Raw genomic sequence first — 25863 nt, forward strand, 5'->3', positions numbered from 1 at the left:
ATTGACACCCTTCCCGGGACGTCCATACAGTTCCGGGCAGATAAAGAACGGTCTCCGGAATGGAATCCGCTTTCGGCAACGGCGCCGTTCCGAATTCACCCGCTCCTGCTCACGTCGTCAAACGAGGGGCCATGGAAACCATTTCGGAAACGGTCGTCGCCGCCCGCGGCACGGACGACGCACCCGGTGGGGAATCGTTCGCCACGCTGCTGCGGTACTGGGCGTGGCGGCTCGGCGACGAGGTCGCGGTGACCTACCTCGACCATCGCGCCGGAGCGGACGGCCGGGCGATCACCCTGTCCTGGCGGGAACTCGACGAGCGTGTCGACGTCCTCGCCACCCGGCTGACCTCGTTCACCGGCGCGGGAGACCGGGCCGCGATCCTGGCGCGGCAGTCCGTCGACTACGTCGTCGCGTTCCTCGGCGCGATCCGCGCCGGGCTGGTCGCGGTCCCGCTGTTCGCCCCGGACCTCCCCGGGCACGCGGGCAGGCTGGCCGCCGTGCTCGCCGACTGCGCGCCTAGGGTCGTGCTCACGACCACCGACGGACTCGACGCCGCCGCCGGTTTCCTCGCCTCGACGGCGATCGAGCGCCCCGCCGTGCTCGCCGTCGACACCACTGCTCCGGTCGCGGCCGGTGACCGCTCCTGGCCGCGACCGGAACCGGACGGACTGGCGTACCTGCAGTACACGTCCGGTTCCACGAGGACGCCGGCGGGCGTGATGCTGACCCATCGCAACGCGCTCACCAACGCACGCCAGGCGTGCGACGCCTACGCGATCGAAACCGGGACGACGTCCACGGTCAGCTGGCTGCCGCTCTTCCACGACATGGGCCTGATCCTCGGGATCGGCGCGCCCATGGCGGCGGGCGCGTCGTCGGTCCTGATGGATCCGCTCGCCTTCCTCGAACGTCCGTCGCGCTGGCTGCGCGCGCTTTCGGCGAGTCCCGGCGCGATCAGCGCGGCACCCAATTTCGCCTACGCCTACAGCGCTTCCCGGGTGACCGAGGCCGAGAAGAGCTACCTCGAACTGAGCCGGGTCGTCTCGCTGATCAACGGCAGCGAGCCGGTCCTCCCGTCGACGATCGCGAAATTCCACGGCGCCTTCGAGGAGTGTGGGCTGCGCCCGGAGGTGCACCGGTCGTCCTACGGGCTGGCCGAGGCCACCGTGCTCGTGTCCGTCACCGAGGCGGGCAAGGCGCCGCGAGAGGTCGCTTTCGACCGCGATCAGCTCGCCACCGGCCTGGCGACGCCCGCGCTTCCCGGCGCGACGTCCACCACGCTCGTTTCGTGCGGGTTCCCGGTGGGGCAACGGGTCCGCATCGCCGATCCGGTCACCGGCGCGCTGGTCGAACCCGGCAGGGTGGGGGAGATCCAGGTCAACGGCCCGAACGTCGGAGTGGGGTACTGGGGACGGCCCGTCGCGGACGGTGTCTTCGGCCTGCCGCCGATCGACCCGGAGTCCGGCGCGGGCTGGCTCGCGACCGGGGACCTCGGGGTGCGCTACGACGGCGAACTTTTCATGACCGGCAGGCTCAAGGATCTCGTCATCGTCGACGGCCGCAACCACTATCCGCAGGACATCGAGCAGACCGTGGAGATCCATCCCGCGGTCCGGCCGCATTCCGCCGCGGCGTTCGCGATCCAGCGTGAAGACGGCGAAGCGGCGGTCGTGCTGGCGGAGCGTGCCAAGGGGAGCGAGACCGACCTCGTCGTGGCGACCGGCGAGATCCGGCGGGCGGTCTCGGCCGCGCACGGTCTGCGGCCCTACGATGTCGTCTTCCTCGCCCCGGGCGAGATCCCGCGCACTTCCAGCGGCAAGATCAGCCGGGCGCGGTGCCGGAAGTCCTATCTGGACGGATCGCTGACCCTGCGGCGGCTCGGGTGACCGCGGAGATCCGCGCCTGGCTCATCGCGCGCGTGGCCGAACGGACCGGCTCGCCCGCCGACCAGGTCGACCCCGATCGGCCACTGCACGAGAGCGGGCTTTCCTCCCGCGAGTCGATGGAACTGGCGGCGGAACTGGGCAGGCACCTCGGCCGCCCGATGCCGCCGACGCTGGTGTGGCAGTACCCGACGATCACCGCGCTCGCCGCCCGTCTGTCCACAGTGGAGGAATCCACGGCCGTCGTCGGTGAAGGCCGCGAAGAGGAACCGATCGCGATAGTCGGCCTCGGCTGCCGTCTGCCGGGCGGCGCGGACTCCCCGGAGCGGTACTGGCGGCTCCTGGACGCCGGACGCGACGGCATCCGCGAGGTCCCGGAAGACCGCTGGGAGACCCCCGTCCGCGGCGGGTTCCTCGACGACATCGCCGGTTTCGATGCCGAATTCTTCGGTATCACGCCGGGCGAGGCCGAGACGATGGATCCCCAGCAGCGGATGCTCCTCGAAGTCGCGTGGGCGGCGCTGGAACACGCCGGGATCCCGCCGTCCACGTTGCGCGGGAGCCGGACCGGGGTGTTCGTCGGGCTGTCGGCCGGCGAGTACGGCCACCTGACGATGGCCGATCCCGCCGCCGTCGACGTGTGGTCCGCCACCGGTGCCGCGATGAGCATCGCCGCGAACCGGCTGTCGTATCTGTTCGACCTGCGCGGTCCCAGTCTCACCCTCGACACCGCGTGCTCGTCGTCGCTGGTCGCGGTGCACCAGGCGGTGCAGAGCCTCCGCCGCGGCGAATGCGGGGCGGCGCTCGTCGCCGGGGTGAACCTGCTGCTCTCGCCCGCGGTCACCGCGTCCTTCGAGCGGGCCGGGGTGCTGGCGCCGGACGGGCACTGCAAACCGTTCGACGCCGCCGCCGACGGTATCGCCCGCGGCGAGGGCTGCGGGGTGATCGTGCTGAGACCGCTGAAGGCCGCTCGCCGCGCGGGCGACCGGGTGCTCGCGGTGATCCGCGGCAGCGCGGTCAATTCCGACGGCCGGTCGAACGGTCTCGTGGCGCCCAGCCCCGGCGCGCAGGCGGACCTGTTGCGCGACGCGTACGCGGCGGCGGGCGTCGAACCGTCCTCTGTGGACTACGTGGAGGCGCACGGGACCGGGACCGAGGTGGGCGACCCGATCGAGGCCGGCGCGCTCGGCGAGGTGCTCGGCGCCGGCCGCGAACCCGGCCGTCCGCTCCTGATCGGCTCGGTGAAGGGGAACCTGGGCCACCTGGAAGGCGCGGCGGGGATGGCCGGGCTGATCAAGGTCGTCCTCGCGATGGTCCACCGGCGGCTGCCGCCGACCCCGCATCACCACGAACCCAGTCCGCATATCGATTTCGCCGGTCTCCGTCTTCGCGTGGTCGACACCGGGACGGACTGGCCGCGCTACTCCGACGTCGTGCGCGCCGGGGTCTCCGCGTTCGGTTTCGGCGGCACCAACGCCCACGTCGTTCTCGAAGAATGGCCTGCCGCGTCGTTCGCCGCCCGGGGGAAGGAGACCGAGAGGGCGCACGTGTTCGCGCTGTCCGCTCGTTCGGCCGAGGTGCTCCGGGCGCGGGCCACCGATCTGGCGGACTGGCTCGAAGACCCCGCCCACCGGTCCGTCTCGCTGGACACGGTCGCCGCGACGCTGGCCAGGAGCCGGGACCATTTGCCTGTCCGTGGCGTGGTCATCGCGGAGGGACGCGACCGGGTGGCCGCCGCCTTGCGGGCGATGGCCGCCGGACGCGAGAGCGCCGACGTCGTCCTCGGCGAGGCCGCGCCGGCGTCCGACGTCGTGTTCGTCTTCTCCGGCTACGGTTCCCAGTGGCCCGGGATGGGCCGTGTCCTGCTGCGCACCGAGCCCGTGTTCCGGGCCGAGGTGGAGGCGCTCGATCCGGTGTTCCGGGCCGAAGCCGGATTCTCCCTGCGTGCGGTGTTCTCCGGCGATTACGACCCGCCGGACCTCGGCGCGACGCAACTCGCGTTGTTCGGCATGCAACTCGCCCTCGCCGGGCTCTGGCGTGCGCACGGTGTCGTCCCGGCCGCGGTGCTCGGGCATTCGATGGGCGAGGTCGCGGCCGCCGTCGTCGCGGGCGCGCTGGACGTCGCCGACGGTCTGCGCGTGATGGCCACCCGCGCCCGGCTGCTGGCCGAGGTCGACGCCTCCGGCGACGGCGCGATGGCGGTGGTCGAGCTGTCCCCGGCCGAACTCGCCGACCTGGAGGCGGACTTTCCCGGGATCACGGTCGCGGTCTACGCCTCGCCGGTCCAGTGCACCGTCAGCGGTGGAGCCGAGCAGGTCGAGGCGCTGGTGTCGCACGTCGAGAGCCTCGGCAGGCTGGCGAAGCGGCTTCCGGTCGGCGGCGCGGGCCATTCGGAAGCCGTCGACGCCGTTCTCGGCCGGTTCCGCGCCGAGCTTGCCGGGCTGTCCCCGCGACCGGTCGAAATCCCCTGCTACAGCAGCGTCCTCGACGATCCACAGTGGATGCCGGTGTTCGACGTCGACTACTGGGCGGCGAATCTGCGGCGTCCGGTGCGGTTCAGCCAGGCGCTGGCGGCGGCGACCGCCGACGGATACGGCGTGTTCGTCGAGATCTCGCCGCATCCGGTGGCACTCGCCGCGATCGAGCAGAGCACCGGCGCGCTCGCGGTGCCGTCCGCGAGCCGCAAGGTCGACGAGCGGCAGACGTTCCTCACCACGCTCGCCCGGCTCCACACCCTCGGGCTGCCCGTCGTACTCGACGACGGCGGCCCCCGCCCGCTTCCGGTCGAACTGCCCGCTCCGCCCTGGCGGCACCGGCGGTTCTGGCCGCGGCGCCCGGCGAACCGATCCGGTGGCACGCATCCGTTGCTGGGTGTCCACATCGAACAGCCGACCGGCGGCGGGCACCTGTGGCACGCGGACGTCGGGACCGAGACGCTGCCCTGGCTGGCCGACCACGCGGCGATGGGCGTCCCGCTGTTCCCCGCCGCCGGATTCCTGGAACTCGCGCTCGCGGCTGCGAAGTCGGTCCTGCGGCCTGGTGGACAGCTCCGCGTCGGCGGCCTCGAACTGCACCGGGTCCTCCCGCTGGCCGCGCACACCGAGGTGACGACCAGCCTGAGCATCGGACCGTCCGAAGTGGACGTCTACGCGCGGTCCGCGGACGGCGGCTGGGTGCGGCACGCCACGGCCCGTGTCCGCGACGGGAACACCGTGGTGGTGCCGTTCGGCGTGGTCGGCGACGACGCCCGGCCGATCGACCTGTATCAGGTGCTGGCGGGAATGGGGCAGAGTTACGGTCCCGCTTTCCGCGGGTTGCGCGATGTCCTGGCGGCGCCCGGCCGGGCCTCGGCGTCGATCACCCTGCCCGCCGACGATCCGGCGTACGTCCTGCATCCGGTGATCGCCGACGCCTGCCTGCACGCGCTGGCCGCGGCCGCCGGGGACGTGCTGCGCGAAGCCGACGGCGTGTTTCTGCCGCTGACCTTGGGCGAGGTCGTCCTCACCGGCGACCCACGCCGCGGTGTCCGGGTCGACGCCGTACTCGACTCGCTCGATCCGGCCGGTGACGGCCTGGTCGGCGGGGTCCAGCTGGTCGACGCCGACGGTGTCGTCCTGGTCGAGTTCCGCGATGTCTACTGCCGCCGGTTCCAGCGTTCGGCGCTGCCGGTGCCGATGGCGGATCTGCTGTTCGAGACGGTCTGGCGGCAGGCCGACCTGCCCTCGGCCGCGCCGGGCCCGCGCCGCTGGGTCGTCCTGCACGAGGACGCGCCGTGGCTGACGGCGTTGCGTGACCGGCTCGCCGGGGACGAACTGGTGACCGTTCCGCTCGGGGACCGGGCGGCGCTGGCGGAAGCCCTGCGAGCCCGTCAGGTCACGGGAGTTCTGGCTTGCCTCGCGTCCGGTGACTTCGACCCGATGCGGGACGCGCGGATGGTCGCGACGCTCTCGGGTGTCCTCGCCGAACTGGTCGAACGAACGCCGAGGCTGTGGCTCGTCAGCGCGGGCGCGTCGGCCGTCGAACCCGGCGAGCGTGGAGACCCCGGCCAGGCCTGGCTGCGCGGACTGGTCCGCGTTCTCGCCTTCGAGCACCCCGAACTGCGGGCGAGCCAGGTCGACTTCGACGCCGAGCCGGATCCCGCCCTGCTCTGGGTCGGCAAGCTGGCGGCGGAGCTCCGCGCGGACGCGCCGGACGACGAGATCGCCTGGCGCGAGGGCGTCCGCTACACCCGGGTGCTGGCCCGGCCGGAACTCGGCGAACCCGGCCGTGAAACCGTTGTGCGCGAAGGCGCTTACGTGATCACCGGTGGTCTCGGCGGCCTCGGCCTGGTCGCGGCGGACTGGCTGGCCGGACACGGCGCGACCAGGCTCGTCCTCTCCGGACGGCGTGGTGCGAGCCCCGCCGTCGAACCGTTGCTGGCGGATTTGCGTGACCAGGGCGTCGACGTCCGCGTGGTGGCGGCTGACATCGCGGCGCCCGGGACGGCTGAGGCATTGGTCGCGGCGGCGACCGAGGGCGGCCTGCCGTTGCGTGGTGTCCTGCACGCGGCCGGTGTGCTGTCCGACGGTGCCGCCGTCAGCCTCGACGACGACGCCGTCGAGGCCGTCTGGCGGGCGAAAGCGTTGGGGGCGTGGCGTTTGCACGAAGCGACGGCGGGGCACGAACTCGACTGGTGGCTGACGTACTCGTCGGCGGCCGCACTGTTCGGATCGCCGGGGCAGACCGCCTACGCCACCGCGAACGCGTGGGTGGACGCACTCGTCGCATGGCGCCGGGCCGCCGGATTGCCGGCGGCGACCATCGGCTGGGGTGCCTGGGGCGAGGCCGGAGCGGCCGTCGGCAACCGCAACCCCGTCCTCGAACCGCTCGGCACGGAGGAGGCGCTGGCGGCACTGGACGCCGTGCTGCGCCGCGACCGCGCCTCGACCGGGATCGCCCGCGTCGACGCCGGGACGGTCTTGGCCCTGTTCCCCCGGCTGGCCGGACGGCCCTTCTTCGAAATCCTGGTACCGGGCGACGAACCGGTCGCCGGACAGTCCACTTGGGACGGGCTGGACGCGCTGCGGGCCGTCCTGCCCGAAGCGGCCCGCGAGATGCTGGCCGACTACCTGGCCGGGCTCGTCGCCGGGATGCTCGGCCTCGCCGCGGACGAGATCGACAGGAACGCGCCGCTCACCCGGCTCGGCCTGGACTCCCTCACCGCCATGCGCGCCAGGGGAGTGGTGGAGCGCGACTTCGGCCTGCCGCTGCCGATCCCGCTGCTGCTGCGTGGCGCGAGCCTCGGCGAACTCGCCGACCATCTCGCGGAACAGGCCGGGTTCGGCGAGGCGGGTTCGCGGTCTGCCGGACCGAGTGCTGCCGTCGGGCCCCGCGACCCGGCCGAACGCTGGATCGCCCGGCACTGGCAGGCCGAACTCGGCGGCGCGGAACCCGGCGTCCACGACGACTTCTTCGCCGTCGGCGGCGACGCCGAAGCGGCCGAGCGGCTGCGCGTCGTTTTCACCGGGCAGCTCGGAGTGGTCCCGGAACGGCTGTTCGCGACGCCGACGATCGCCGCGATGGCCGATCTGCTGCGCGACGCGATCGAGGGACGCGGAGGCTGCCCCGTCCGGCCGCTGCGCGAGGGTGGCGTGGATCCGGTGTTCCTGTTCCACCCGGCGGGTGGTCCGACGAGCGTCTACGAAGGGCTCGTCCGTCTGCTGCCGGAGGGCAGGCCCGTCTACGGGCTCGAACGGATCGACGAAGAGGAGACGGTCGAGGACAAGGCCGAGTGCTATCTCGAGCTGATCCGGGAGATCCAGCCGCAGGGCCCGTACCGGCTGGGTGGCTGGTCGTTCGGCGGTTGCCTCGCCTACGAAACCGCCAGGCGGCTGACGGCGGCGGGGGAGCGGGTCGATCTGGTGTTCATGATCGACAGCATCCTGCCGCTGCCCGCGCCGGGGAAGCCGGCGCACGAGATCCTGCTGGACCGGTTCGACCGCTTCGCCGAACACGTCGAGCGGACCTACGGCGTCCCGCTGGACGTCCCGCGCGAGGACCTCGTCCGGCTCGGCGACGACGAACAGATCCGGCTGGTGATCAGCAGGCTGGCCGCGCAGGTGCCCGGGATGGGGCACGGCGTGCTGCGGCACCAGTACGAGTCCTATGTGGACGCGCGCGTGGCCGAACGGTACGAGCCGGAACCGTACGCCGGGCCGGTGCTGCTGATGCGCGCGCAGGAGCCGCATCCGCTGACCACCACCCTCGACCCGCGGTACCTGCGCACCGACGAAGCTCTCGGCTGGGACGCCTTCTGCGCGGATCTGGAGGTCGTGCGGGTACCGGGCGATCACCTGTCGATGATCGACCCGCCGCACGTCGAGGTGGTCGCCGCCGCGCTCGCGGCCCGGCTCGGGGCGCCCAAGGCGGCGCGGCCATGACCGACACGACGGCGTTCCGGATCGCGGACCTCGCCGCCCGCCGGGAAGATCTCCGGATCGCCGAGAAACGAGCCGTCGACCGGCAGCACGCCAAGGGCAAGCTGACCGCGCGCGAACGCGTCGAACTGTTGCTGGATCAGGATTCCTTCGTCGAACTCGACCAGTTCGCCCGGCACCGGTGCACCGAGTTCGGGATGGACGCCAACCGGCCCTACGGCGACGGCGTGGTGACCGGGCACGGCACCGTCGACGGCAGGCGGATCTGCGTGTTCTCCCAGGACTTCACCGTGTTCGGCGGCAGTATGGGCGAGGTCTTCGGCGAGAAGGTCCTCAAGGTGATGGATCTGGCGATGACGCTGGGCTGCCCCGTGGTCGGCATCAACGACTCCGGCGGCGCCCGGATCCAGGAAGGCGTCGTCTCGCTGGCCTACTACGCCGAACTCGGCAGGCGCAACGCGCTCGCGTCCGGTGTCATCCCGCAGATTTCGCTGATCATGGGACCGTGTGCGGGCGGGGCGGTGTACTCGCCGGCGATCACCGACTTCACCGTGATGGTGGACGAGACCGCGCACATGTTCGTCACCGGCCCGGACGTCGTGCACGCCGTCAGCGGCGAGCGGGTGTCCGCTCAGCGGCTCGGCGGAGCCGCGGTGAACAGCGAGGTCTCCGGGAACGCCCATCACCGGGCCGCCGACGAGCACGACGCCATCGATTGGGTGCAGACCTTGCTCGGCTACCTGCCGTCCAACAACCTCGACGCCGCACCGGAATACGCCGACGAGACCGATCCGGAACTCACCGCCGCCGATCTCGAACTCGACCGCCTGGTGCCCGACTCGCTGAACCAGGCCTACGACATGACCGAGGTGCTCTCGCGGCTCGTCGACGACGGCGAGTTCACCGAGATCCACAGCGCCTTCGCGCCGAACATGATCTGCGCGTTCGGCCGGATGCGGGGCCGCACGGTCGGGGTCGTGGCGAACCAGCCGCGGCATCAGGCCGGCGTGATCGACATCGACGCCTCGGAGAAGGCGGCGCGCTTCGTCCGGTTCTGCGACGCCTTCGGCATTCCGATCCTCACCCTCGCCGATGTCCCCGGCTACCTGCCCGGTGAGGCGCAGGAACGGCACGGGATCATCCGGCGCGGCGCCAAACTGATCTACGCCTACGCCGAAGCGACCGTGCCGAAGGTGACCGTGGTGATCCGCAAGGCCTACGGCGGCGGGTACGCGGTGATGGGGTCGAAACACCTCGGTGCGGACGTCAACCTGGCGTGGCCCACCGCCGAAATCGCGGTGATGGGCGCCGAGGGCGCGGTGCGGGTGCTGCACCGGCACGAACTCGCCGCGCTACCGCCGGAGCAGCGGACCGTGGAACGGCGGCGGCTCACCGAGGCGTACCGGGAACGGCATTCGAACCCGTACCTGGCGGCGGAACGGGGCTACGTCGATCAGGTCATCGCGCCGTCGCAGACCCGCCTTCAAGTGGCGAGGGCCCTGGACGCGCTGCGGACCAAACGGCAGACCCTTCCGGCCAAGAAACACGGAAACATCCCGTTGTGAGCAAGGAGAAGTGATGAAGCGAACCCGGCGGTGGGGTCTGCTGGCGCTGGCCATGGTGGCCCTGCTCGGAAGCTCGATCCCGGCGAGCGCGGCGCCCGCACCGGTGTCCGCCGACAACGGGGCGAAGGTCGTCGAAGAGACCTGGCTGGACGCGCGCACGGTCGATCTCAAGATCAGTTCGCCCGCGCTCGGCACCACCGGCATGGTCCGCCTGCTGGTCCCGACCGGCTGGGCCGCGCAGCCCACGCGGACCTGGCCGACGCTGTACCTGCTGCACGGCTGCTGCGAACCGGTCGACTACCGCTCGTGGGACCAGTTCACCGACGTCAAGGCGTTCACCGCGGACAAGGACGCCCTCGTCGTCATGCCGACGGGCGGGCCGGCCGGTATGTACACGAAGTGGTGGAACTTCGGGCTCAGGAGCACTCCCGACTGGGACACCTTCCACACCTTGGAGGTGCGGCAGATCGTCGAACGCGGCTACCGGGCGGGCACCCGCCGGGCGGTCGCCGGACTGTCGATCGGCGGGTACGGCGCGCTCGCGTATTCGTACAAGCACAAGGGGATGTTCACCGCGGCGGCGTCCTACAGCGGGGTGCCGAACACCCTCAACCAGGGAGCGCCGCTGTTCATCCAGGGGATCCTGGCCCGCGCGGGGATCTTCAACTACCTGGAACTCTGGGGCGACAGCTGGGGGATGCGGCCTATCTGGACGGCGAACAACCCGTACGACAACATCGACGGCCTGCGCGGCACGGCGCTCTACATCTCGTGCGGGAACGGCAAGACCGGCCCGCTGGACCCGCCGGGCCAGTCCGACATCTTCGAACCCCAGGCGCTGGCTTCGTCGGTGACCTTCACGGATCGGTTGAAGGCCAAGGGGATTCCGGCGACCGTCGACTACTACGGCGACGGTACGCACAGCTGGCCCTACTGGCAGCGGGCGCTGCGGAACTCCTGGCCGGTGCTGGCGGGCGGGCTTGGCCTGTGAGCAGCCGCCGAACTCGCGTGATCAGACGCGGCACAGCGAGTCCGGCCTCCAATCACGTGAGTTCGGCGTCTGATCACTCGAGTCACGCGGTCGGCCCTCGCCGAGGCGTTGCGAAAGCCGCTTTCGCAACCTTCAACGTTGCGAAAGTGGCTTTCGCAACGTCAGTCGGTGGGCGCGGGGGCGACATGAGGTGGGGAATGCCGTGAAAGCCACTTTCGGGACACCAGACGTCCCGAAAGTGGCTTTCGCGACACCAGCACCGCGGGGCCTTCACGGACAGCCGCATTCAGAGGACGAAATGCGGAGGGGTCAGCCGGCGATCAGTTCGGCGAAGCGTTCCGGGCTGACGTTCCCGCCGCTGATGATCACCCCGACCCGGCCCGACGCGGGAATCCGACCGCTGAGCAGCGCGGCGAGCCCGGTCGCCCCGCTCGGCTCGATGACCAGCTTCAGCCGCTCGAACGCGAACCGCATCGCGTCCCGGACCTGCTCGTCGGTGACCAGCGCGATGTCGTCCACGAGCCGCCGGTTGATCGAGAACGTCAGTTCGCCGGGGATCTCGGCGGCCTGGCCGTCGGCGATGGTCCGCGGCACCGGGATCGACACGCGTTCCCCCGCGTCCAGCGAGCGTTTGGTGTCGTCGCCCGCGGCGGGTTCGACGCCGATCACCCGGATGCCGGGCCGCACGGCCTTCGCGGCGGTCGAGCTGCCCGCGATCAGGCCGCCACCGCCGACCGGGACGACGAGCGTGTCCAGGGATTCGGTGTCCTCCAGCAGTTCCAGCGCCGCGGTGCCCTGTCCCGCGATCACGTGCGGGTGCTCGTAGGGCGGGATGAGCGCGAGACCGCGGTCGGCCGCCAGCGCCTCGCCGATGGCGACGCGGTCGCCGGTGTACCGGTCGTACGTGACGATCTCGGCGCCATAACCCGCGGTGGCGTCCTTTTTGGACTGCGGGGTGTCCTCCGGGATCAGGATGACCGCGCTGCTCCCGAGTTCGCGCGCGGCCAAGGCGACGGCCTGCGCGTGGTTGCCCGAGGAGTACGCGGCGATGCCCTTGGCCAGCTGTTCCGGCGAGAGCCGGGAGGCGGCGTTGTACGCGCCACGGAACTTGAAGGCCCCGACGCGCTGGAGGTTCTCGCATTTGATGAAGACCTCTGCGCCGACGAGCTCGTCGAGGGTGCGGGAACGCACGACCGGGGTCCGGTGCGCGACCCCGGCCAGGCGGGCGGCCGCGTCGCGGATGTCGTCGATGGTCACGGGGGCGGTCATGATGCTCCTTGTTCACGGATTTCGGCGAGATAGTTGTAGGCGGAGGCGCGGGAGATCCCGATCCGCGCCGCGACCTGGGGCACGGCCCGCCGCACGGCGAAGACTCCACGCGCGTGCAGGCTGCGGAACAGGTCGAGACGTTCTTCGCGGCTGAGCGCGGTCCACGGTTTGTTCAGCCGGAGTTGGTGCTCGTCGACGATCGCGTCGACCACCGCGTCGACGTCGTCGCCGAAGGTGGTGGTCGGCGTTTCGGCGGCGGTGCCGACGTCGGCGAGTTCGCCGACGAGGGTCCGCAGCTGGCCCAGCGCGGTGACGTCGAGGTTCACGCACAACGCGCCGAACACCGAGCCGCCGCTGTCGCGCAGCAGCATGGTCGAAGACTTCACGAGCTTCCCGGACGCGGTCCTGGTGACGTAGTTCAGCTGGTCTTCGGCGTCGTCGCCGCGAGCGAGCAGGCCCATGCCGATCTCGCTCATCGATCCGCCGACGGTGCGGTCGGTGACCGAGCCGGCGATCGCGACCACCGACTGCTCCGGACGGCGGAAGTCGTGCACCACGACTTCGCAGAACGAGCCGAGCGTCGCCGCGATGCCGTCGGCGACCGGGGCGAGCGCGTCGAGGATCGCGTCCTGCTCAGACATCGCGTACCCGGGCGAGGGCTTCGACTTCGACGACGCCGCCGTACGGCAGGGACGCGACCCCGACACAGGTACGGGCCGGCCTGGGCTCGGAGAAGAACTCCTCGTACACCCGGTTGAGGCCGTCGCGGTCGGCGATGTCGGTCAGGTAGACGACGACCTTCACCACGTCCGCGCGGGTCGCGCCCACCGACCGCAGCGCGGTGTCGAGGTTGGCGAAGGCCTGCGGGCATTCGGCGTCGAATCCGCCGGATACCAGCGTCCCGGTCTCGGTCACGCCGAGCCGTCCGGACACGGAAACCAGGTCGCCGCTGCGGAAGGCGGGCGGATACGGATGCTCGTTGGTCACGAGACCGACTGTATAAGTGCTGGACGGATTGTCCAACCGAATATGAAGTGACCTACCGCTCACGCGCGACGACGGTGATTGATATACCGTATACAGACAGGGAGGGGTCCGTATAACCATGAGTTCCGTGCAGGACGAGGACGGCCGCATCGTCGCGCCGCCGAGTATGGCCGACCTGGCCACCCAGGCGCTGCGCGCGATGATACTTTCCGGCGAACTCCCGCCCGGCACGCGTTTGGTCGAGGCCAAACTGACCGAGCGGCTCGGGGTGTCCCGCCCGCCGCTGCGGGAAGCGTTGCAGATCTTGGCCTTCGAGGGACTCGTCGTACCCCATCCGCGGCGTGGCGTCATCGTCCGCCCGCTGACCCGCCATGACGTCTACGAAATCGTCACCCTGCGCGAAGAACTTGAAGCCTTCGCCGTCCGGATCGGGATCCCGGTCCGCTCGCCGGAGCGGTTGCAAGCGTGCCGGGACGCCCTCGCGGCGTTCGAGCAGGCGGGCCGTGACGGCGACGAAGGTGTGTTCACGCAACGGAAGTACGACTTCCACCAGTCGATCGTCGCGCTGGCCGGGCACGAGCGGGTGACCGAGGCCTATCGCGCGCTTTCCCTGCAGATGCAGCTGTGCATGGCCCTCAACCGCAGCGCCCGCCGCGACGGCGAATCGTTGATGCAGAACGTCGAACGGCACCGCGAGCTGCTCACGATCATCGAGGGCGGCGACCCCGACGCGGTGTTGCAGGCACTGGCCGACCACGGCCACGGCAGTTTCCTCGACGCGGTGGTGGATCAGCTCGACGGCGGCACTCCCGATTCGGAACGCTGGCTGGCCGAGCGCCGGAGCCGGTAGCCTTCGCCTGGTCGCGACTGGCGGTATTCGCTAGGCCGCATCCTCGGTTTTATCGCCTGGTTGTGACTCGTTCACTACCCCAAACGGCACATGAACGCATGGAACTCCAGGGGCTGCGCTGAGGTGCCTTTGCTGGTCGTCGAAGAATATATGCGGTTTCAGAACATTCAGTATTGCAGCCTTGTCGATTCCGCCCAGGAAAAAAGCGTCGTTCACTGTGACGCCCCAGGATTGTAGGCTCCGTACGGCTCTTTCATGAGATGGGGCGTTGCGTGCAGTGACTATTGATATCCGTGCTCGGTTCTTATAATGCTCGTCGAGTGAACGTCGCTCTTCTTCAATTCTCTGAATGCGATTCATGCCTGTTAGGAACTTGCTTAACGGTCCGGGCTCCAGGGGGATCGCGGCGTTGGCGACCTCGTGGCTGTGGAAGTCGGCAAGGGTGCCAGTTTGCATTACCCTTTCAGCCTCATCGTTTGCAATTACCCCGTCGAAGTCGAAAGCTATCCGGAGGTTGTCATCATCGTCGTCTACAAACGATGAGTGCTGCACATGTCCTGCCGGAAGACCGAGCTGTATGGCATTTCTGACGTCGGATGCGTCGGCGGATAGGAAGAGGGACATGTTCAAAGCGGGCATGTACCTGTAGGGAGACTGTCCCTGTGTGAATATTGATCTCGTGATCGCCAGACCGTGGTGCTCAATTGATCGCATTACTCTCATGCCTGTGTCTGGGCTATTTCGTGAAAGGACGATGACTTCAACGAGAGGATCGTCAGGGGTTGCTAGATTGTTCAGAGACAGAAGACGTCTTATGAATGGATATGCAACCCCGTGTGCCAGTGGATTGTCAAGGTTATCTTCTTGGTATTTCCTGTAAATTTCCTCGTTGCCAGTTTTGAATACTTTATGAGATTCTGTCAGGTCAAACAAGGCGCTTGAAGCTACGCCAACGACCAGGCGGTCGGTCAATGTAAATGGCATCTTGCACCTCTGGTTCTGCTTTGGGCAGGCTTTGCATCGTGTCGTGCCGCATTGCCTTGTCGTCCGGGTTGAGAAGGGGTTCTTGTCGGTCGCTTCGGAGGTGGGCTTCGTTACCAACTCAATGGAGCGTCATCTTTCCGCTGGTCAAGTGTTATCAAAATGATTCATATCTCGAGTGGTGGTGACGCGTTGCTTCGCAGGGGAAGCGGTGAGTCAGCATTCTGATGACCGATGCGGGCGGTTCATAATGTTCGTGTGTGGCGCCCTATGTACCGGTGGGCAGTCTGAGGCACGTCCGCTGAGGCGTCAGTGCAAGGCGGTCGTATCGTGGTAGGTAACAGCGAGGCTCAGGTCGTATCTGAAAGCAACTCGCGGCCACCCTATGTCGATGTCTCGTGGAACGACCGGTACCGGGGAAAGCTCTCTCCGCCTCAGCCGGGGAGGATGAACAGCAGCCACGTCGCGATCGGCGCGATCGCGCACATGCTGAATCCCCAGATCATCAGGCCCCGGAACACTTTGTCGTTCTGCCCGGCGGGCGCGTTCGCCACGACCAGTGCGCCGCTGGTGGAGAACGGCGACGAATCGACGACCGAGGACGAGATCGCCAGCGCGATGATCATGCCGACCGCGCCGACCTCGCCCGCCAGCAGGAACGGCACCGCGAGCGGGATGAGCGCGCCGAGGATCCCGGTCGTCGACGCGAACGCCGAGACCACCGCGCCGATCGCGCAGATCAGGATCGCGGCCAGCAGCGGCGAACCGATCCGCGTCACCAGGTTGCCGAGCCAGTCGATCGTGCCGACTCGCTCCATCAGCGAAACGAAGGTGACGATCCCGCAGATCAGCAGCACTGTCGGCCACGCCACTTCGCCGACGGCCGCCTTGGCCGATCCCGGCGAGACCAGTGACAGCACGGTCGCCACGGTCAGCGCGGTGAAACCGACGTCGAGTTTGAACACCAGCGCGCCCACCGCCAGGGCCGCCAGCCCGATCAGCGTGAACACGTGGTCGCGCGTGAGTGGAAGACGCTCTTCGGGCTCCTCGGTGCCACCGCTGGAAGGTGTGCCGGTCATCGTCGTCACCGTCGAGGAACCGCTGTGGGCGAGCGCGGCGATCTTGGGCTTGGCCGACGACCGGCGGATCAGTTCGCGGCCGCCGAAGAGGAAGAACACCACGACACTCAGCGCCAGGTTGAAGACGAACGACGACACGAACAGCAGCCCCGGATCGCTCGGCAGATTGTCGCGGGCGACGACGCCGTTGACGATGCTGCCGAAGATGCTGATGGGGGAGAAGCCGCCCGCGCTGGCGCCGTTGATGATCAGCAGGCCCATCAGCATCGGGTTGATCGAGTAGCGGCGGGCGAACCCCATGCCGATCGGCGCGATGATCGCCACCGCCGCCGGCACCACCGCGCCGACCGCGGTCAGGGCCGCGGTGACCACGAACATCACCCACGGGATCAGGGCGATCCGCCCGCCGACGGCGCGCACCACCAGGCGCACGAGCCGGTCGACGGTGCCGTTGCCTTTGGCGATCGCGAACAGCAGGGTCACCCCGACCAGGATGACGAAGAGATCGCCGGGAAAGCCCGAGACGATGTCGTCGGTGCTCTCTCCGGCGAAGACCGTGCCGATCACGAAGGCGGCGACGAACGCCAGCGCTCCCATGTGGACGGGGAGCACGGTCGCGATCAGGAAGACCAGGGCGAGCGCGACGACGGTGACGAGTTGTATGGACATCGGAATCCTCTGCGGTCGGCGCTGACACATTCAGGGAAACGGGTCGAAGTTGTTCCGGGTAGCCCCTCGACGGAGTTCGGTACACGGTATACCGTTCAAGCGGCGAGACCAAGGTCTCGTTCCCGAAACCTTCGAAGCCGAGCGTGGAGGCGCACATGACATACGCGGCCGGACGGCACTTCCTGCAGATCCCGGGGCCGACGAACGTGCCCGACGTGGTGCTCCGGGCGATGGCGGCGGCGACCATCGACCACCGCGGACCGGAGTTCCAGGAGCTGGCGACGCGGCTGCTGCGCGACATCAAGCCGGTCTTCGGCACCACGAACCCGGTCGTGATCTACCCCGCCACCGGGACCGGCGCGTGGGAAGCGGCGCTCACCAACACCCTCAGCCCCGGCGACACCGTCCTGGCCTTCGAGACCGGCCATTTCGCCACGCTGTGGCAGGAAATGGCGCGGGGGCTCGGCTTGCACGTCGAGTTCGTGCCCGGTGACTGGCGGCGTGGTGCCGATCCCGAGGTGGTCGCCGACCGGCTCGCCGCCGACACCGCGCACCGGATCAAGGCGGTCTGCGTGGTCCACAACGAGACCTCCACCGGTGTCACCAGCCGGATCCCGCAGATCCGCGCCGCGATCGACGCCGCCGGACATCCCGCTCTGCTGCTGGTCGACACCATCTCGTCGCTGGGCTCGATCGACTACCGGCACGACGAATGGGGTGTCGACGTCACCGTCGCGGGCTCGCAGAAGGGCCTCATGCTCCCGCCGGGCATGAGTTTCAACGCGATCAGCGACAAGGCCCTCGACGCCGCCAAAACCGCGAGCCTGCCGAAGATCTTCTGGGACTGGGGCCCGATGCTCACCGCGAACGAACGCGGATTCTTCCCCTATACCCCCAATACGAATCTCATGTACGGCCTGCGGGAGGCCTTGCGCCTGCTCTACGACGAGGGGCTCGAAAACGTCTTCGCGCGCCACGCCCGGCATGCGGCCGCCACGCGTGCCGCCGTCCGCGGCTGGGGCCTGGAGGTCCTGTGCCAGGACGAGCGCGAGCATTCCGGTGCGCTGACCGCCGTCCTGATGCCCGAAGGGATCGACGCCGACAAGGTCCGCGCGATCATCCTCGACCGGTTCGACCTGTCCTTGGGCGCGGGATTGGGCAAACTCGCCGGGAAGATCTTCCGGATCGGGCATCTCGGCGCGTTCAACGATCTCACCCTCGCCGGCACCCTCGCGGGAGTCCAAATGGGACTGACACTCGCCGACGCCCCCGCCGATCCACGCGGGCTGCAGGACGCCCTCGAACTGCTGCAGAACCACTGAGGGCCCGCCGATGACCAGCCTTCTCGAAGAAACGTTGCGTGCGCGGATCACCGGGGAAGTCGCCTTCGACGACTACACGCGCCACCTGTTTTCCCGCGACGCGAGCATGTACTCGATCATGCCGCGCGGGGTCGTGTTCCCCGTCGATCAGGAGGACGTCGCCGCGGCCGTCGCCACCGCGGCGGAGTTCGGCGTGCCCGTCGTCCCGCGCGGGGCGGGCACCAGCCTGGCCGGGCAGACCGTCGGCCCCGGTCTGGTGCTCGACCTTTCTCGGCACATGAACCGGATCATCGCACTCGATCCCGTCGCGCGGACCGCCGTCGTCGAACCCGGCGTCGTCCAGGACCAGCTCAACCAGGCGGCGGCCGCGCACGGGCTGATGTTCGGGCCTGACACCTCCACCAGCAACCGAGCCACGATCGGCGGTATGGTCGGCAACAACTCGGCGGGTTCCGGGTCGCTGACCTTCGGGATGACCATCGATCACGTCCGCGCGCTGGACGTCGTGCTCGCCGACGGCTCCACCGCCCGCCTGGAACCGGTGAGCGAGACCGAACGCCTGCGGCGCGCCGAGGCGGACACACACGAAGGCCGCATCTACCGCGAACTCCCCGAACTCGTCACCGCGCACGAGGACGCGATCGCCAAGGGCATGCCGCTGTTCTGGCGGCGTGCGTGCGGTTACCGGCTCGACCGGCTCTCCGGATTCGGCGAAGACAAACCCTTCGACCTCGCCAAATTCGTCGTCGGCGCGGAGGGCACGCTCGTGCTGGCCACCCGGATCGAAGTCGATCTGGTGCCCAAGCCGAAGAAGACCGTCTACGCGGTCGGGCATTTCGAAACGACGCACGGCGCCATTTCGGCGACGCTCGACGCGCTCAGTTGCGAGCCGCATCAGGTCGAGATGATGGACAAGACGATCCTCGATCTGTCGCGGCGGAAGATCGAGTACGCCGATCTCGGCAACCATCTCGTCGGCGATCCGGAAGCACTGCTGTTCGTGTCGTTTTCCGGCGACGACGAGACCGTGCTGGCGGCCAAACTAGACGAGGTGGCCGCACTTTGGGAGCGCAACGGGCACGGCTATCACACGCTCAAACTCGTCACGGCCGCCGAACAGGCGGCGCTGCTCAAGGTGCGCAAGTCCAGTCTCGGCCTGCTGATGGCGGCGGGCGAGGGGACCAAGCGGCCGCTGGCGTTCATCGAGGACACCGCCGTCGACCCCGAGCACCTCGCGGAATACACCGCGCGGTTCAAGGAAATCCTCGACGAGCACCGGCTCGAAGCCGGGTTCTACGGCCATTGTTCGGTCGGCTGCCTGCACATCCGGCCGTTCGTCGACCTCACCGACCCCGCCCAGGTCGACACGATGCGCGCGGTCGCGGAGAAGATCAAGGATCTCGTGGCCGAATTCGGCGGCGTGAACTCCTCCGAACACGGCGACGGCCTCGCCCGCTCGGAGTTCAACCGCGAGATCTTCGGCGACGAACTCTACGAAGCCATGCGCCAGGTCAAGAAACTCTTCGATCCCGCGGGCACGATGAACCCCGGCAAGATCGTCGACGCGCCCTCGATGACCGAGAACCTGCGCGACCGCGACGCCCTGCCGCCAGCGCCGCCGCTGCGGACGATGCTGTCGTTCGAGGTCGTCGGCGGGATGCGCGGCGCCGCCGACCGCTGCATGAACATCGGGTTGTGCCGCAAGACCACCGGCGGCGTGATGTGCCCGTCGTACCAGGTCACCCTGCAGGAGGAGCATTCCACGCGCGGCCGGGCCAACGCGCTGGTCAAGGCGCTGTCCGAACCGGATCCGAAGGCCGCGCTCGGCGGGGACCGCCTGCACGAGATCCTCGACCTGTGCCTGATGTGCAAGGCGTGCAAGAGCGAATGCCCGATGAGCGTCGACATGGCCTCGCTCAAGGCCGAAACCCTGCACCAGCACCACGAGGAGCACGGCACGCCGCTGCGGTCGCGGATCTTCGGCTCGATCCGGTTCCTCAACCGGCTCGGCTCGGCGACCGCGCCACTGTCCAATGTGCCCGGTCGGATCGGTCCGCTCCGCAGGCTCATGGAACGGACCGTCGGCATCAAGGCCGAACGGCCGCTGCCGAAGTTCGCGCGGGAGAACCTCGTGCGCTGGAGTCGCCACCGGGTGACGGCGCCGGGGACCGCGGGCACAGTGAACTGGCTCGCGGATTCCTTCACCACCTTCACCGAACCGCAGATCGGCAAGGCGGCGATCGAACTGCTCGAAAGTGCGGGCTGGGCGGTGGAACTCGCGTCCGGGGGCTGCTGCGGACGGTCGAGCCTGTCCAAAGGCCTGCTGGACGACGCCAAGAAGAAGGCCACCGGATTGGTCACGTCCTTGGCACGTGACACGGAACCGGGATCGCCGATCGTCGGCTGTGAGCCGTCGTGCGTGTTCACCTTGCGCGACGAGACTTTGGCGCTGCTGCCGGACCTTCCCGAAGCGCGGCAGGTCGAGGCGCGGGTCCGCCAGGTCGAGGAACTGCTCGTCGAGGCCATCGACGACGGCAGGCTGAACCTGCCGGAACGATCGTGGCTGAGCGGGCGGCGCGTGGTCTTCCACGGCCACTGTCATCAGAAGGCGGAGGTCGGCGCCGCCGCCACGATGGCGCTCCTGCGCCGCATCCCGGGGCTGGAGGTCGCCGAGATCGACTCCGGATGCTGTGGGATGGCGGGTTCGTTCGGCTTCGAGGCCGAGCATTACGAGACCTCGATGGCCGTCGGCCGCGACCGGCTCTTCCCCGCGCTGGAGCGGGAACCGGCCGGAACACTGGTCGCCGCCACCGGCGTTTCGTGCCGTCAGCAGATCTTCCACGGTGCAGGCCGCACGGCATGGCATCCGCTCGAACTGGTCCGTGAAGCGCTCGGCGGTCCGGCATGAGGCTGATCCGCTTCGGCCGGGAGGAGGCCGCCAGGACGGGCTGCGTCGAAGGCGACGTCGTCCGCGCGTACGACCCGGCCACCGGCCCCGGCGAGGTCGTCGGCCCGCTGTCCGATATCCGGCTGCTCGCGCCGTGCGAGCCGCGCACGATCGTCTGTGTCGGCAGCAACTATCCCTGCCAGCTGGAGGAAAAAGGCCGCCCGTGGCCCGAGCGGCCCGCCCTGTTCCTCAAGGCCCCGAACGCCGTGACCGGTCCGGGGCAGCCGATCCTGCACCCGCGACAGGTCGAACGCCTGGAGTACGAGGGCGAACTGGCCGTCGTCATCGGCAGGACCGCGCGGAACCTGACCGTCGAGAACGCTTTGGCGCATGTCTTGGGCTACACCTGCGCCAACGACGTCACCGCGCACGACTGGCGGGCCGATGGTCAATGGGCGCGGGCCAAGAGCGCCGACACGTTCCTGCCGCTCGGGCCCTGGATCACCACCGATATCGAGAACGGAGACCTCGAGGTGACCACGCGGATCAACGATCGGCTCGCCCAGCGTGCCACCACGCGGGAGATGATCTTCGGCGTGCCGGAGATCCTCGCGTGGGTGACCCGCTGGTTCACCCTGCGCCCCGGCGACGTCGTCCTCACCGGCAGCCCGGCCGGGGTCGGGCCGATGGAGCCGGGGGACGAGGTCACCGTCGCGATCGAGGGGATCGGGGCGTTGACCAACCCGGTCCGCTAGACCACCTCGAAGTTCGCCATCATCGCCATGTCCTCGTGTTCGGCGTTGTGGCAATGGAAGACGTACCGGCCGCGATAGCCGTCGAAGCGGGCGATGACCTCGACCGATTCGCCCGGGGCCAAGTCGACGGTGTCCTTGATACCGCCGTCGAACGGCCCCGGCGGCCGCCCGCCACGCGAAAGGATCCGGAATCCCACCAGATGCAGATGCACAGGATGGTGGATGTCGGCGACGAATCGCCAGATCTCGGTGTCGCCGAGGCGCGGGCTCGCCGACATGAGGTCCGGCGAGAACGGCTCCCCGCCGATCACCCAGCCCGAACGACCGTGGACGGCGCCCGCGCGGAACGAGAAGTCGCGCGTGGTCGTGGCCTGCTCGCGGGGCAGCGGCGGGATCTCGCTGAGCTTGGCGGGAACCCGGCTGTCGTCCGCCGCACGGCGCGCGACGAGGAACCGCATGACCTGGGCGGTCGAGCCGGTGCCGAGCCGGTTCACGAGGGTGACCTCGGTGCCGACCGGATACCGGCCGAAGTCGACGACGACGTCGTACCGTTCCGCCGGGGCGATGGGGAGATGGTCGTGTGCGCGCGGCGCGTCGAGCAGGCCCTGGTCGGCGCCGATCTGCACCAAACCGCCTCCTCCGGGCGGCGGCGGGTCGAGCGCCAGGTCGTACCGCCGCGCGTTGGAGCCGTTGAGGAGACGCAGCCGATACCGCGTGGCCGCGACTTCGTGCACCGGCCACGGCGCGCCGTTGACGAGGATCACGTCACCGAAAACACCCTCCACGTAAGCACTTTCGACTCCCGGCGTGGTCCGCAGCGAGCGGTCGAGGGAGGGATAGGCGAACTCGCCGTGCTCGTCGAAGGAACGATCGGCGATCATCAGCGGCAGTTCACGTTCGCCCGACGGGAGGCCCAGGGCGTCTTCCTCGTCGTCGCGGACGAGGTGGAATCCGGCCAGGCCCCGGTACACGGCCGGACCAGTGAAATCCATGCGATGGTCGTGGTACCACAGCGTCGCGGCCCGTTGCCGCAGCGGAAAGACGTAGTCGCGTTCCCCGTTCGAGATCCGGGCACGGGCGTCGACCATGCCGTGCCCGGCGTGCGCGGTGCTCCAGCCGGACCGCGGCAGGACGAGATCGGTCGGGTAGCCGTCGGAATCGGCCGGCGTGTGCCCGCCGTGCAGATGGACCACGGTCGGCACGGGAAGCTCGTTGCGATGGTGCGCCACCACCGTCCGGTCCCGCCGCGATTCGATCGTCGGACCCGGGAAGATCCCTTCGTAGCCCCAGATCGGCGTCCGGACGCCGGGCAGGATCTCGGCCGTCGCCGCCCGCTGGGTGATCGTGTAGTGATCGGCGTCGGCCCTCCTTTGTGGACGCAGGACCGGCGGGATCGGCAGCGGCACCCGGAACGGTTCCGGCAAGGGGAGCCCGCTGCGCAGCAACTCACCGGTCCCCGGCGCGCCTTGCGCGAGCAGGCGGGGAGCAGCGATCCCGGCGGCGACGAGGACACCGGCCCCGCCGGCGAGCCCGAGGAAGGTCCTGCGGGGAAGACGGCGGCTCATCGGCGTGCCCGCCAGATCTGCGGCCGCCAGACGGCGATGGTCGTCAGCACCGCTCCGGTGACCAGCGCGACGCCGAGGGGGATGTGCAGATCGAGTGCGCCCGCCATCCCGGCGAGGTACTGGCCGGTCTCGCCCGCGGCGAGCAGCAGGCTGATCCAGAACAGCCAGCGCGGTCCGCGCACCAGCCAGAGGACCAAGGCCGCGATGATCTGCGCGTACGCCAGGTACGAGACCGCGTCGGCACCCCAGCGGTGCAGCCAGAGCATGTCGTAATCGCCGCCGAGGTAGCCGCCCGCGAACACCGGCTGGCCGATGATCGCGACGGCGTGGGCGCTCACCAGCACCCGGTTCACCACCAGCGTCCCGTTCGCCTTCCGGCTCGGGCTGGTCAGGGTTTCACTCACGCGATCGAACGTAAGAGCCGAGGCCTTATGCTGTCCAAGACAAGATCGGTTATCTGTTCATAACAGGTGAGGTATCAGCAGTGGATCTTCTGGCCCTCCGGTACTTCCAGACCGTCGCCCGGCTCGAACACGTCGGCCGCGCGGCCGAGAAGCTGCGGGTCGCGCAGCCCTCGCTCAGCCGGACCCTGGCCAGGCTGGAAAACGAACTCGGCGTACCGCTGTTCGACCGGCACGGCCGCCGGATCAGGCTCAACCGCTTCGGCACCGCGTTCCTCCGCCGCGTCGACCGGGCGCTGGCCGAACTCGACGACGCCCGTCAAGAGCTCGATGACGCCGCCGGGCTGGAGCGCGGCACCGTCACCGTCGCGGCCGAAAGCCTGCTCGCCCTCACCGATCCGCTTCGCACGTTCGTGCCCGGGCATCCGCTGGTGGACGTCCGGCTGTCCCAGGCGTCGGCGGAGGGCATGACCGAGAAGCTGCGGGCCGGCGACGTCGACCTGTGCATCTCGTCGCAACCCTTGGCGGGTAACGACATCCGCAGCCGCGTGCTGCTCGACGAACAGGTGTTCCTCTGCGTGCCGTCCGGGCACCGGCTCGCCGGGCGTGGTCACGTCGGCCTGGCGGACCTCGAAGGCGAGCCGTTCCTCACCACGCGCCCCGGGTACTGGCAGCGCGCGCTCGTCGAGCGCCTGTTCGCGAAGGCCGGGCTCGAACTCCACATCGTCTGCGAGGGCGACGAAGCCGCCGTGCTCTTCCAGCTCATCGACGCGGGTCTCGGACTCGCGCTCGTGCCGTCGCTCGGACTGCGCCCCGAGACCAGCCAGACGGTGGTCTGGCTCGACGTCGACGATCCCGATTGCCGTCGCGTGCTCAGCGTCGCGTGGCGCGAGGACACCTATCTTTCGGCCGCGGCACAACGCTTCCGTGACCACGTCGTCGAGCATTTCCACGCCCCGGCCAGGCCCCGGTCGCGGTGACCGGGGCCCGGACCGTGCTTACGGGTTGAGCGTGACGCTGTAGGCGCTCAGCGCCTCGCCGATCGGCTGGAAGTACGAGGTGCCACTGCCCTTGCCGGAGGTGATGCCCAGACCGACGCTGCCGGAGAACAGGCAGCCGCCCGAGTCACCGGGGTTGACCAGCGCGCTGGTCTGGATCAGCTGGTACACCGAGCCTTCGGCGTAGTTCACCGTGACGTTCAGCCGCTGCACCGAACCCGAGGTGAGCCGGGTGGTGCTGCCGCTCTTGCTGATCCGCTGCCCGACGGTGGCCGAACCGGCGGAGGCGATCCGCTGGGTGGAACCGTTCCACAGGGTGACCGCGCCCGGCGCGCTGCCGGTGGTGTTGCGGATCAGGCCGTAGTCGTTGGTCGGGAAGCTGGCGCCCTGCGACGGCCCGACGTTCCACTGCGACACCGCGCGGGTGCAGTGGCCGGCGTCGAGGATGTAGTTCTGGCCGCCGCGGTTGGTGTTGAAGCCGACCGAGCAGCGGGTGCCGCCGCCGGTGATGGCCTCACCGTTGTAGATCGCGGTGTGCATCTCGCCGGTGGTCCGCTCCACGCGGACCCGGTCGCCGAGTGCTTCCGCGGCCTTCACGAGGGCGCCGGTGCCCTTCGCGGCGTCGGAGATGGTCAGCACGACCTGGTTGGCCTTGGGGTCGAGGCCGATCGAGGTGTGCGCGACCGTGGGCAGCGCCTGCAGGGCGTTCTGCGCGCTCGTGAGCGCGGCGGTGGAGTGCTTGACCACGCGGGCTTGCGCGCCGGTCGCGGTGACCTGGTCGGCGGCGGCCTGGTCGAGCACGTTCACCACCGGTTCGGCGGCGTCGTCGAGGTAACCATCGGCGGCACGGGAGCCGAGCGACGCGGTGACCTTCCGCAGCGTTTCGACACTGGCCGTCTGCGTCCGGAGGAACTCGACCGCGGCGGCCTGGCTGATCCCGGTTTCGGCGGCGAGGGACGTCACCGCCTCGTGCTGCACCGTGGGGGAGTAGCCCGCGATGGTGGTGGCGGTGGCCGTGGACGGGGCGAGGAAGCCGACGGCCGCGGCGGCGGCCACCAGTGTGGTGGCGGTACGAGCTAAGGGGTTTGTGCGCATACCGGTGACTCACTTTCGCGAGGGAGGATCCAGCGCGAGGGGTGGCCGCACTGGACACAGTGGGGTCGCCGGGCACGGCCAAGGCGACCCGGCACCGGTGATCCGGTGCCGATCATGGTGATCCGCCGCACCGGTGGCGGATACCGA

Annotated in this window: 17 protein-coding genes; 9 read left to right on the forward strand and 8 right to left on the reverse strand. The window is 69.4% G+C overall.

Annotated elements, in window-relative coordinates; all coding sequences use genetic code 11:
• The first annotated feature begins 131 nt into the window (after positions 1-131).
• From AMK34_RS01450 to AMK34_RS01465, 4 genes are read left to right on the forward strand one after another with little or no spacing between them, the layout of a single operon-like run.
• Positions 132-1889 carry a fatty acyl-AMP ligase gene (locus AMK34_RS01450; RefSeq protein ID WP_073842408.1) on the forward strand — a complete coding sequence of 586 codons (1758 nt, stop codon included), beginning with the start codon at positions 132-134 and terminating at the stop codon, positions 1887-1889.
• Positions 1886-8305 (forward strand): type I polyketide synthase, encoded by a 6420-nt coding sequence (locus tag AMK34_RS01455; protein WP_073842409.1) that lies wholly within the window; start codon positions 1886-1888, stop codon positions 8303-8305. Before AMK34_RS01450 ends, AMK34_RS01455 begins: the two co-directional genes overlap by 4 nt.
• Positions 8302-9867: an acyl-CoA carboxylase subunit beta gene (locus AMK34_RS01460; RefSeq protein ID WP_073842410.1), complete on the forward strand. Its 1566-nt coding sequence runs from the start codon at positions 8302-8304 to the stop codon at positions 9865-9867. The genes AMK34_RS01455 and AMK34_RS01460 overlap by 4 nt, the downstream gene beginning before the upstream one ends.
• A 13-nt stretch (positions 9868-9880) precedes the next feature.
• Positions 9881-10858: an alpha/beta hydrolase gene (locus AMK34_RS01465; protein ID WP_038514788.1), complete on the forward strand. Its 978-nt coding sequence runs from the start codon at positions 9881-9883 to the stop codon at positions 10856-10858.
• A 309-nt stretch (positions 10859-11167) separates the two neighbouring features.
• Here AMK34_RS01465 and AMK34_RS01470 read toward each other — a convergent pair whose 3' ends face one another.
• From AMK34_RS01470 to AMK34_RS01480, 3 genes are read right to left on the reverse strand one after another with little or no spacing between them, the layout of a single operon-like run.
• Positions 11168-12127 (reverse strand): pyridoxal-phosphate dependent enzyme, encoded by a 960-nt coding sequence (locus AMK34_RS01470; protein ID WP_073842411.1) that lies wholly within the window; start codon positions 12125-12127, stop codon positions 11168-11170.
• Complete coding sequence (locus AMK34_RS01475) at positions 12124-12768, reverse strand: helix-turn-helix transcriptional regulator (protein WP_037336669.1); 645 nt, start codon at positions 12766-12768, stop codon at positions 12124-12126. The genes AMK34_RS01470 and AMK34_RS01475 overlap by 4 nt, the downstream gene beginning before the upstream one ends.
• Positions 12761-13114 (reverse strand): RidA family protein, encoded by a 354-nt coding sequence (locus AMK34_RS01480; protein WP_073842412.1) that lies wholly within the window; start codon positions 13112-13114, stop codon positions 12761-12763. Before AMK34_RS01480 ends, AMK34_RS01475 begins: the two co-directional genes overlap by 8 nt.
• A 112-nt stretch (positions 13115-13226) precedes the next feature.
• On the opposite strand from AMK34_RS01480, the gene AMK34_RS01485 reads away from it, so the two are divergent.
• Complete coding sequence (locus tag AMK34_RS01485) at positions 13227-13964, forward strand: GntR family transcriptional regulator (protein ID WP_083649712.1); 738 nt, start codon at positions 13227-13229, stop codon at positions 13962-13964.
• A gap of 30 nt (positions 13965-13994) precedes the next feature.
• On the opposite strand, the gene AMK34_RS01490 is transcribed toward AMK34_RS01485, so the two are convergent.
• Both AMK34_RS01490 and AMK34_RS01495 read right to left on the reverse strand, forming a co-directional pair.
• Positions 13995-14936 carry a 5'-nucleotidase gene (locus AMK34_RS01490; RefSeq protein WP_198941616.1) on the reverse strand — a complete coding sequence of 314 codons (942 nt, stop codon included), beginning with the start codon at positions 14934-14936 and terminating at the stop codon, positions 13995-13997.
• 443 nt (positions 14937-15379) lie between these two features.
• A complete protein-coding gene (locus AMK34_RS01495) occupies positions 15380-16693 on the reverse strand; it encodes an SLC13 family permease (protein WP_073842414.1) in 1314 nt (437 codons plus the stop codon).
• Between the two features lie 155 nt (positions 16694-16848).
• Here AMK34_RS01495 and AMK34_RS01500 point away from each other — a divergent pair, with 155 nt between their 5' ends.
• Genes AMK34_RS01500 through AMK34_RS01510 form a run of 3 tightly spaced genes read left to right on the forward strand, consistent with a single transcriptional unit; the run spans position 16849 to position 21657 of the window.
• Positions 16849-18015 (forward strand): pyridoxal-phosphate-dependent aminotransferase family protein, encoded by a 1167-nt coding sequence (locus AMK34_RS01500; RefSeq protein WP_073842415.1) that lies wholly within the window; start codon positions 16849-16851, stop codon positions 18013-18015.
• Between the two features lie 10 nt (positions 18016-18025).
• A complete protein-coding gene (locus AMK34_RS01505; protein ID WP_073842416.1) occupies positions 18026-20923 on the forward strand; it encodes an FAD-binding and (Fe-S)-binding domain-containing protein in 2898 nt (965 codons plus the stop codon).
• A complete protein-coding gene (locus tag AMK34_RS01510; RefSeq protein WP_073842417.1) occupies positions 20920-21657 on the forward strand; it encodes a fumarylacetoacetate hydrolase family protein in 738 nt (245 codons plus the stop codon). The genes AMK34_RS01505 and AMK34_RS01510 overlap by 4 nt, the downstream gene beginning before the upstream one ends.
• Here AMK34_RS01510 and AMK34_RS01515 read toward each other — a convergent pair.
• Together AMK34_RS01515 and AMK34_RS01520 are read right to left on the reverse strand one after the other, a co-directional pair.
• Positions 21654-23222, reverse strand: a complete 1569-nt coding sequence (locus tag AMK34_RS01515) for a multicopper oxidase family protein (RefSeq protein WP_073842418.1) — start codon at positions 23220-23222, stop codon at positions 21654-21656. The genes AMK34_RS01510 and AMK34_RS01515 overlap by 4 nt on opposite strands.
• On the reverse strand, positions 23219-23626 hold the full coding sequence (locus tag AMK34_RS01520; protein WP_037336683.1) for a hypothetical protein: 408 nt from the start codon (positions 23624-23626) through the stop codon (positions 23219-23221). The genes AMK34_RS01515 and AMK34_RS01520 overlap by 4 nt, the downstream gene beginning before the upstream one ends.
• An 80-nt stretch (positions 23627-23706) precedes the next feature.
• On the opposite strand from AMK34_RS01520, the gene AMK34_RS01525 reads away from it, so the two are divergent.
• Complete coding sequence (locus AMK34_RS01525; protein ID WP_073842419.1) at positions 23707-24603, forward strand: LysR family transcriptional regulator; 897 nt, start codon at positions 23707-23709, stop codon at positions 24601-24603.
• An 18-nt stretch (positions 24604-24621) separates the two neighbouring features.
• Here AMK34_RS01525 and AMK34_RS01530 read toward each other — a convergent pair whose 3' ends face one another.
• A complete protein-coding gene (locus AMK34_RS01530; RefSeq protein ID WP_073842420.1) occupies positions 24622-25716 on the reverse strand; it encodes a S1 family peptidase in 1095 nt (364 codons plus the stop codon).
• Positions 25717-25863 lie beyond the last annotated feature (147 nt).

Source organism: Amycolatopsis sp. CB00013 (assembly GCF_001905755.1).
Taxonomy (GTDB): domain Bacteria; phylum Actinomycetota; class Actinomycetes; order Mycobacteriales; family Pseudonocardiaceae; genus Amycolatopsis; species Amycolatopsis japonica.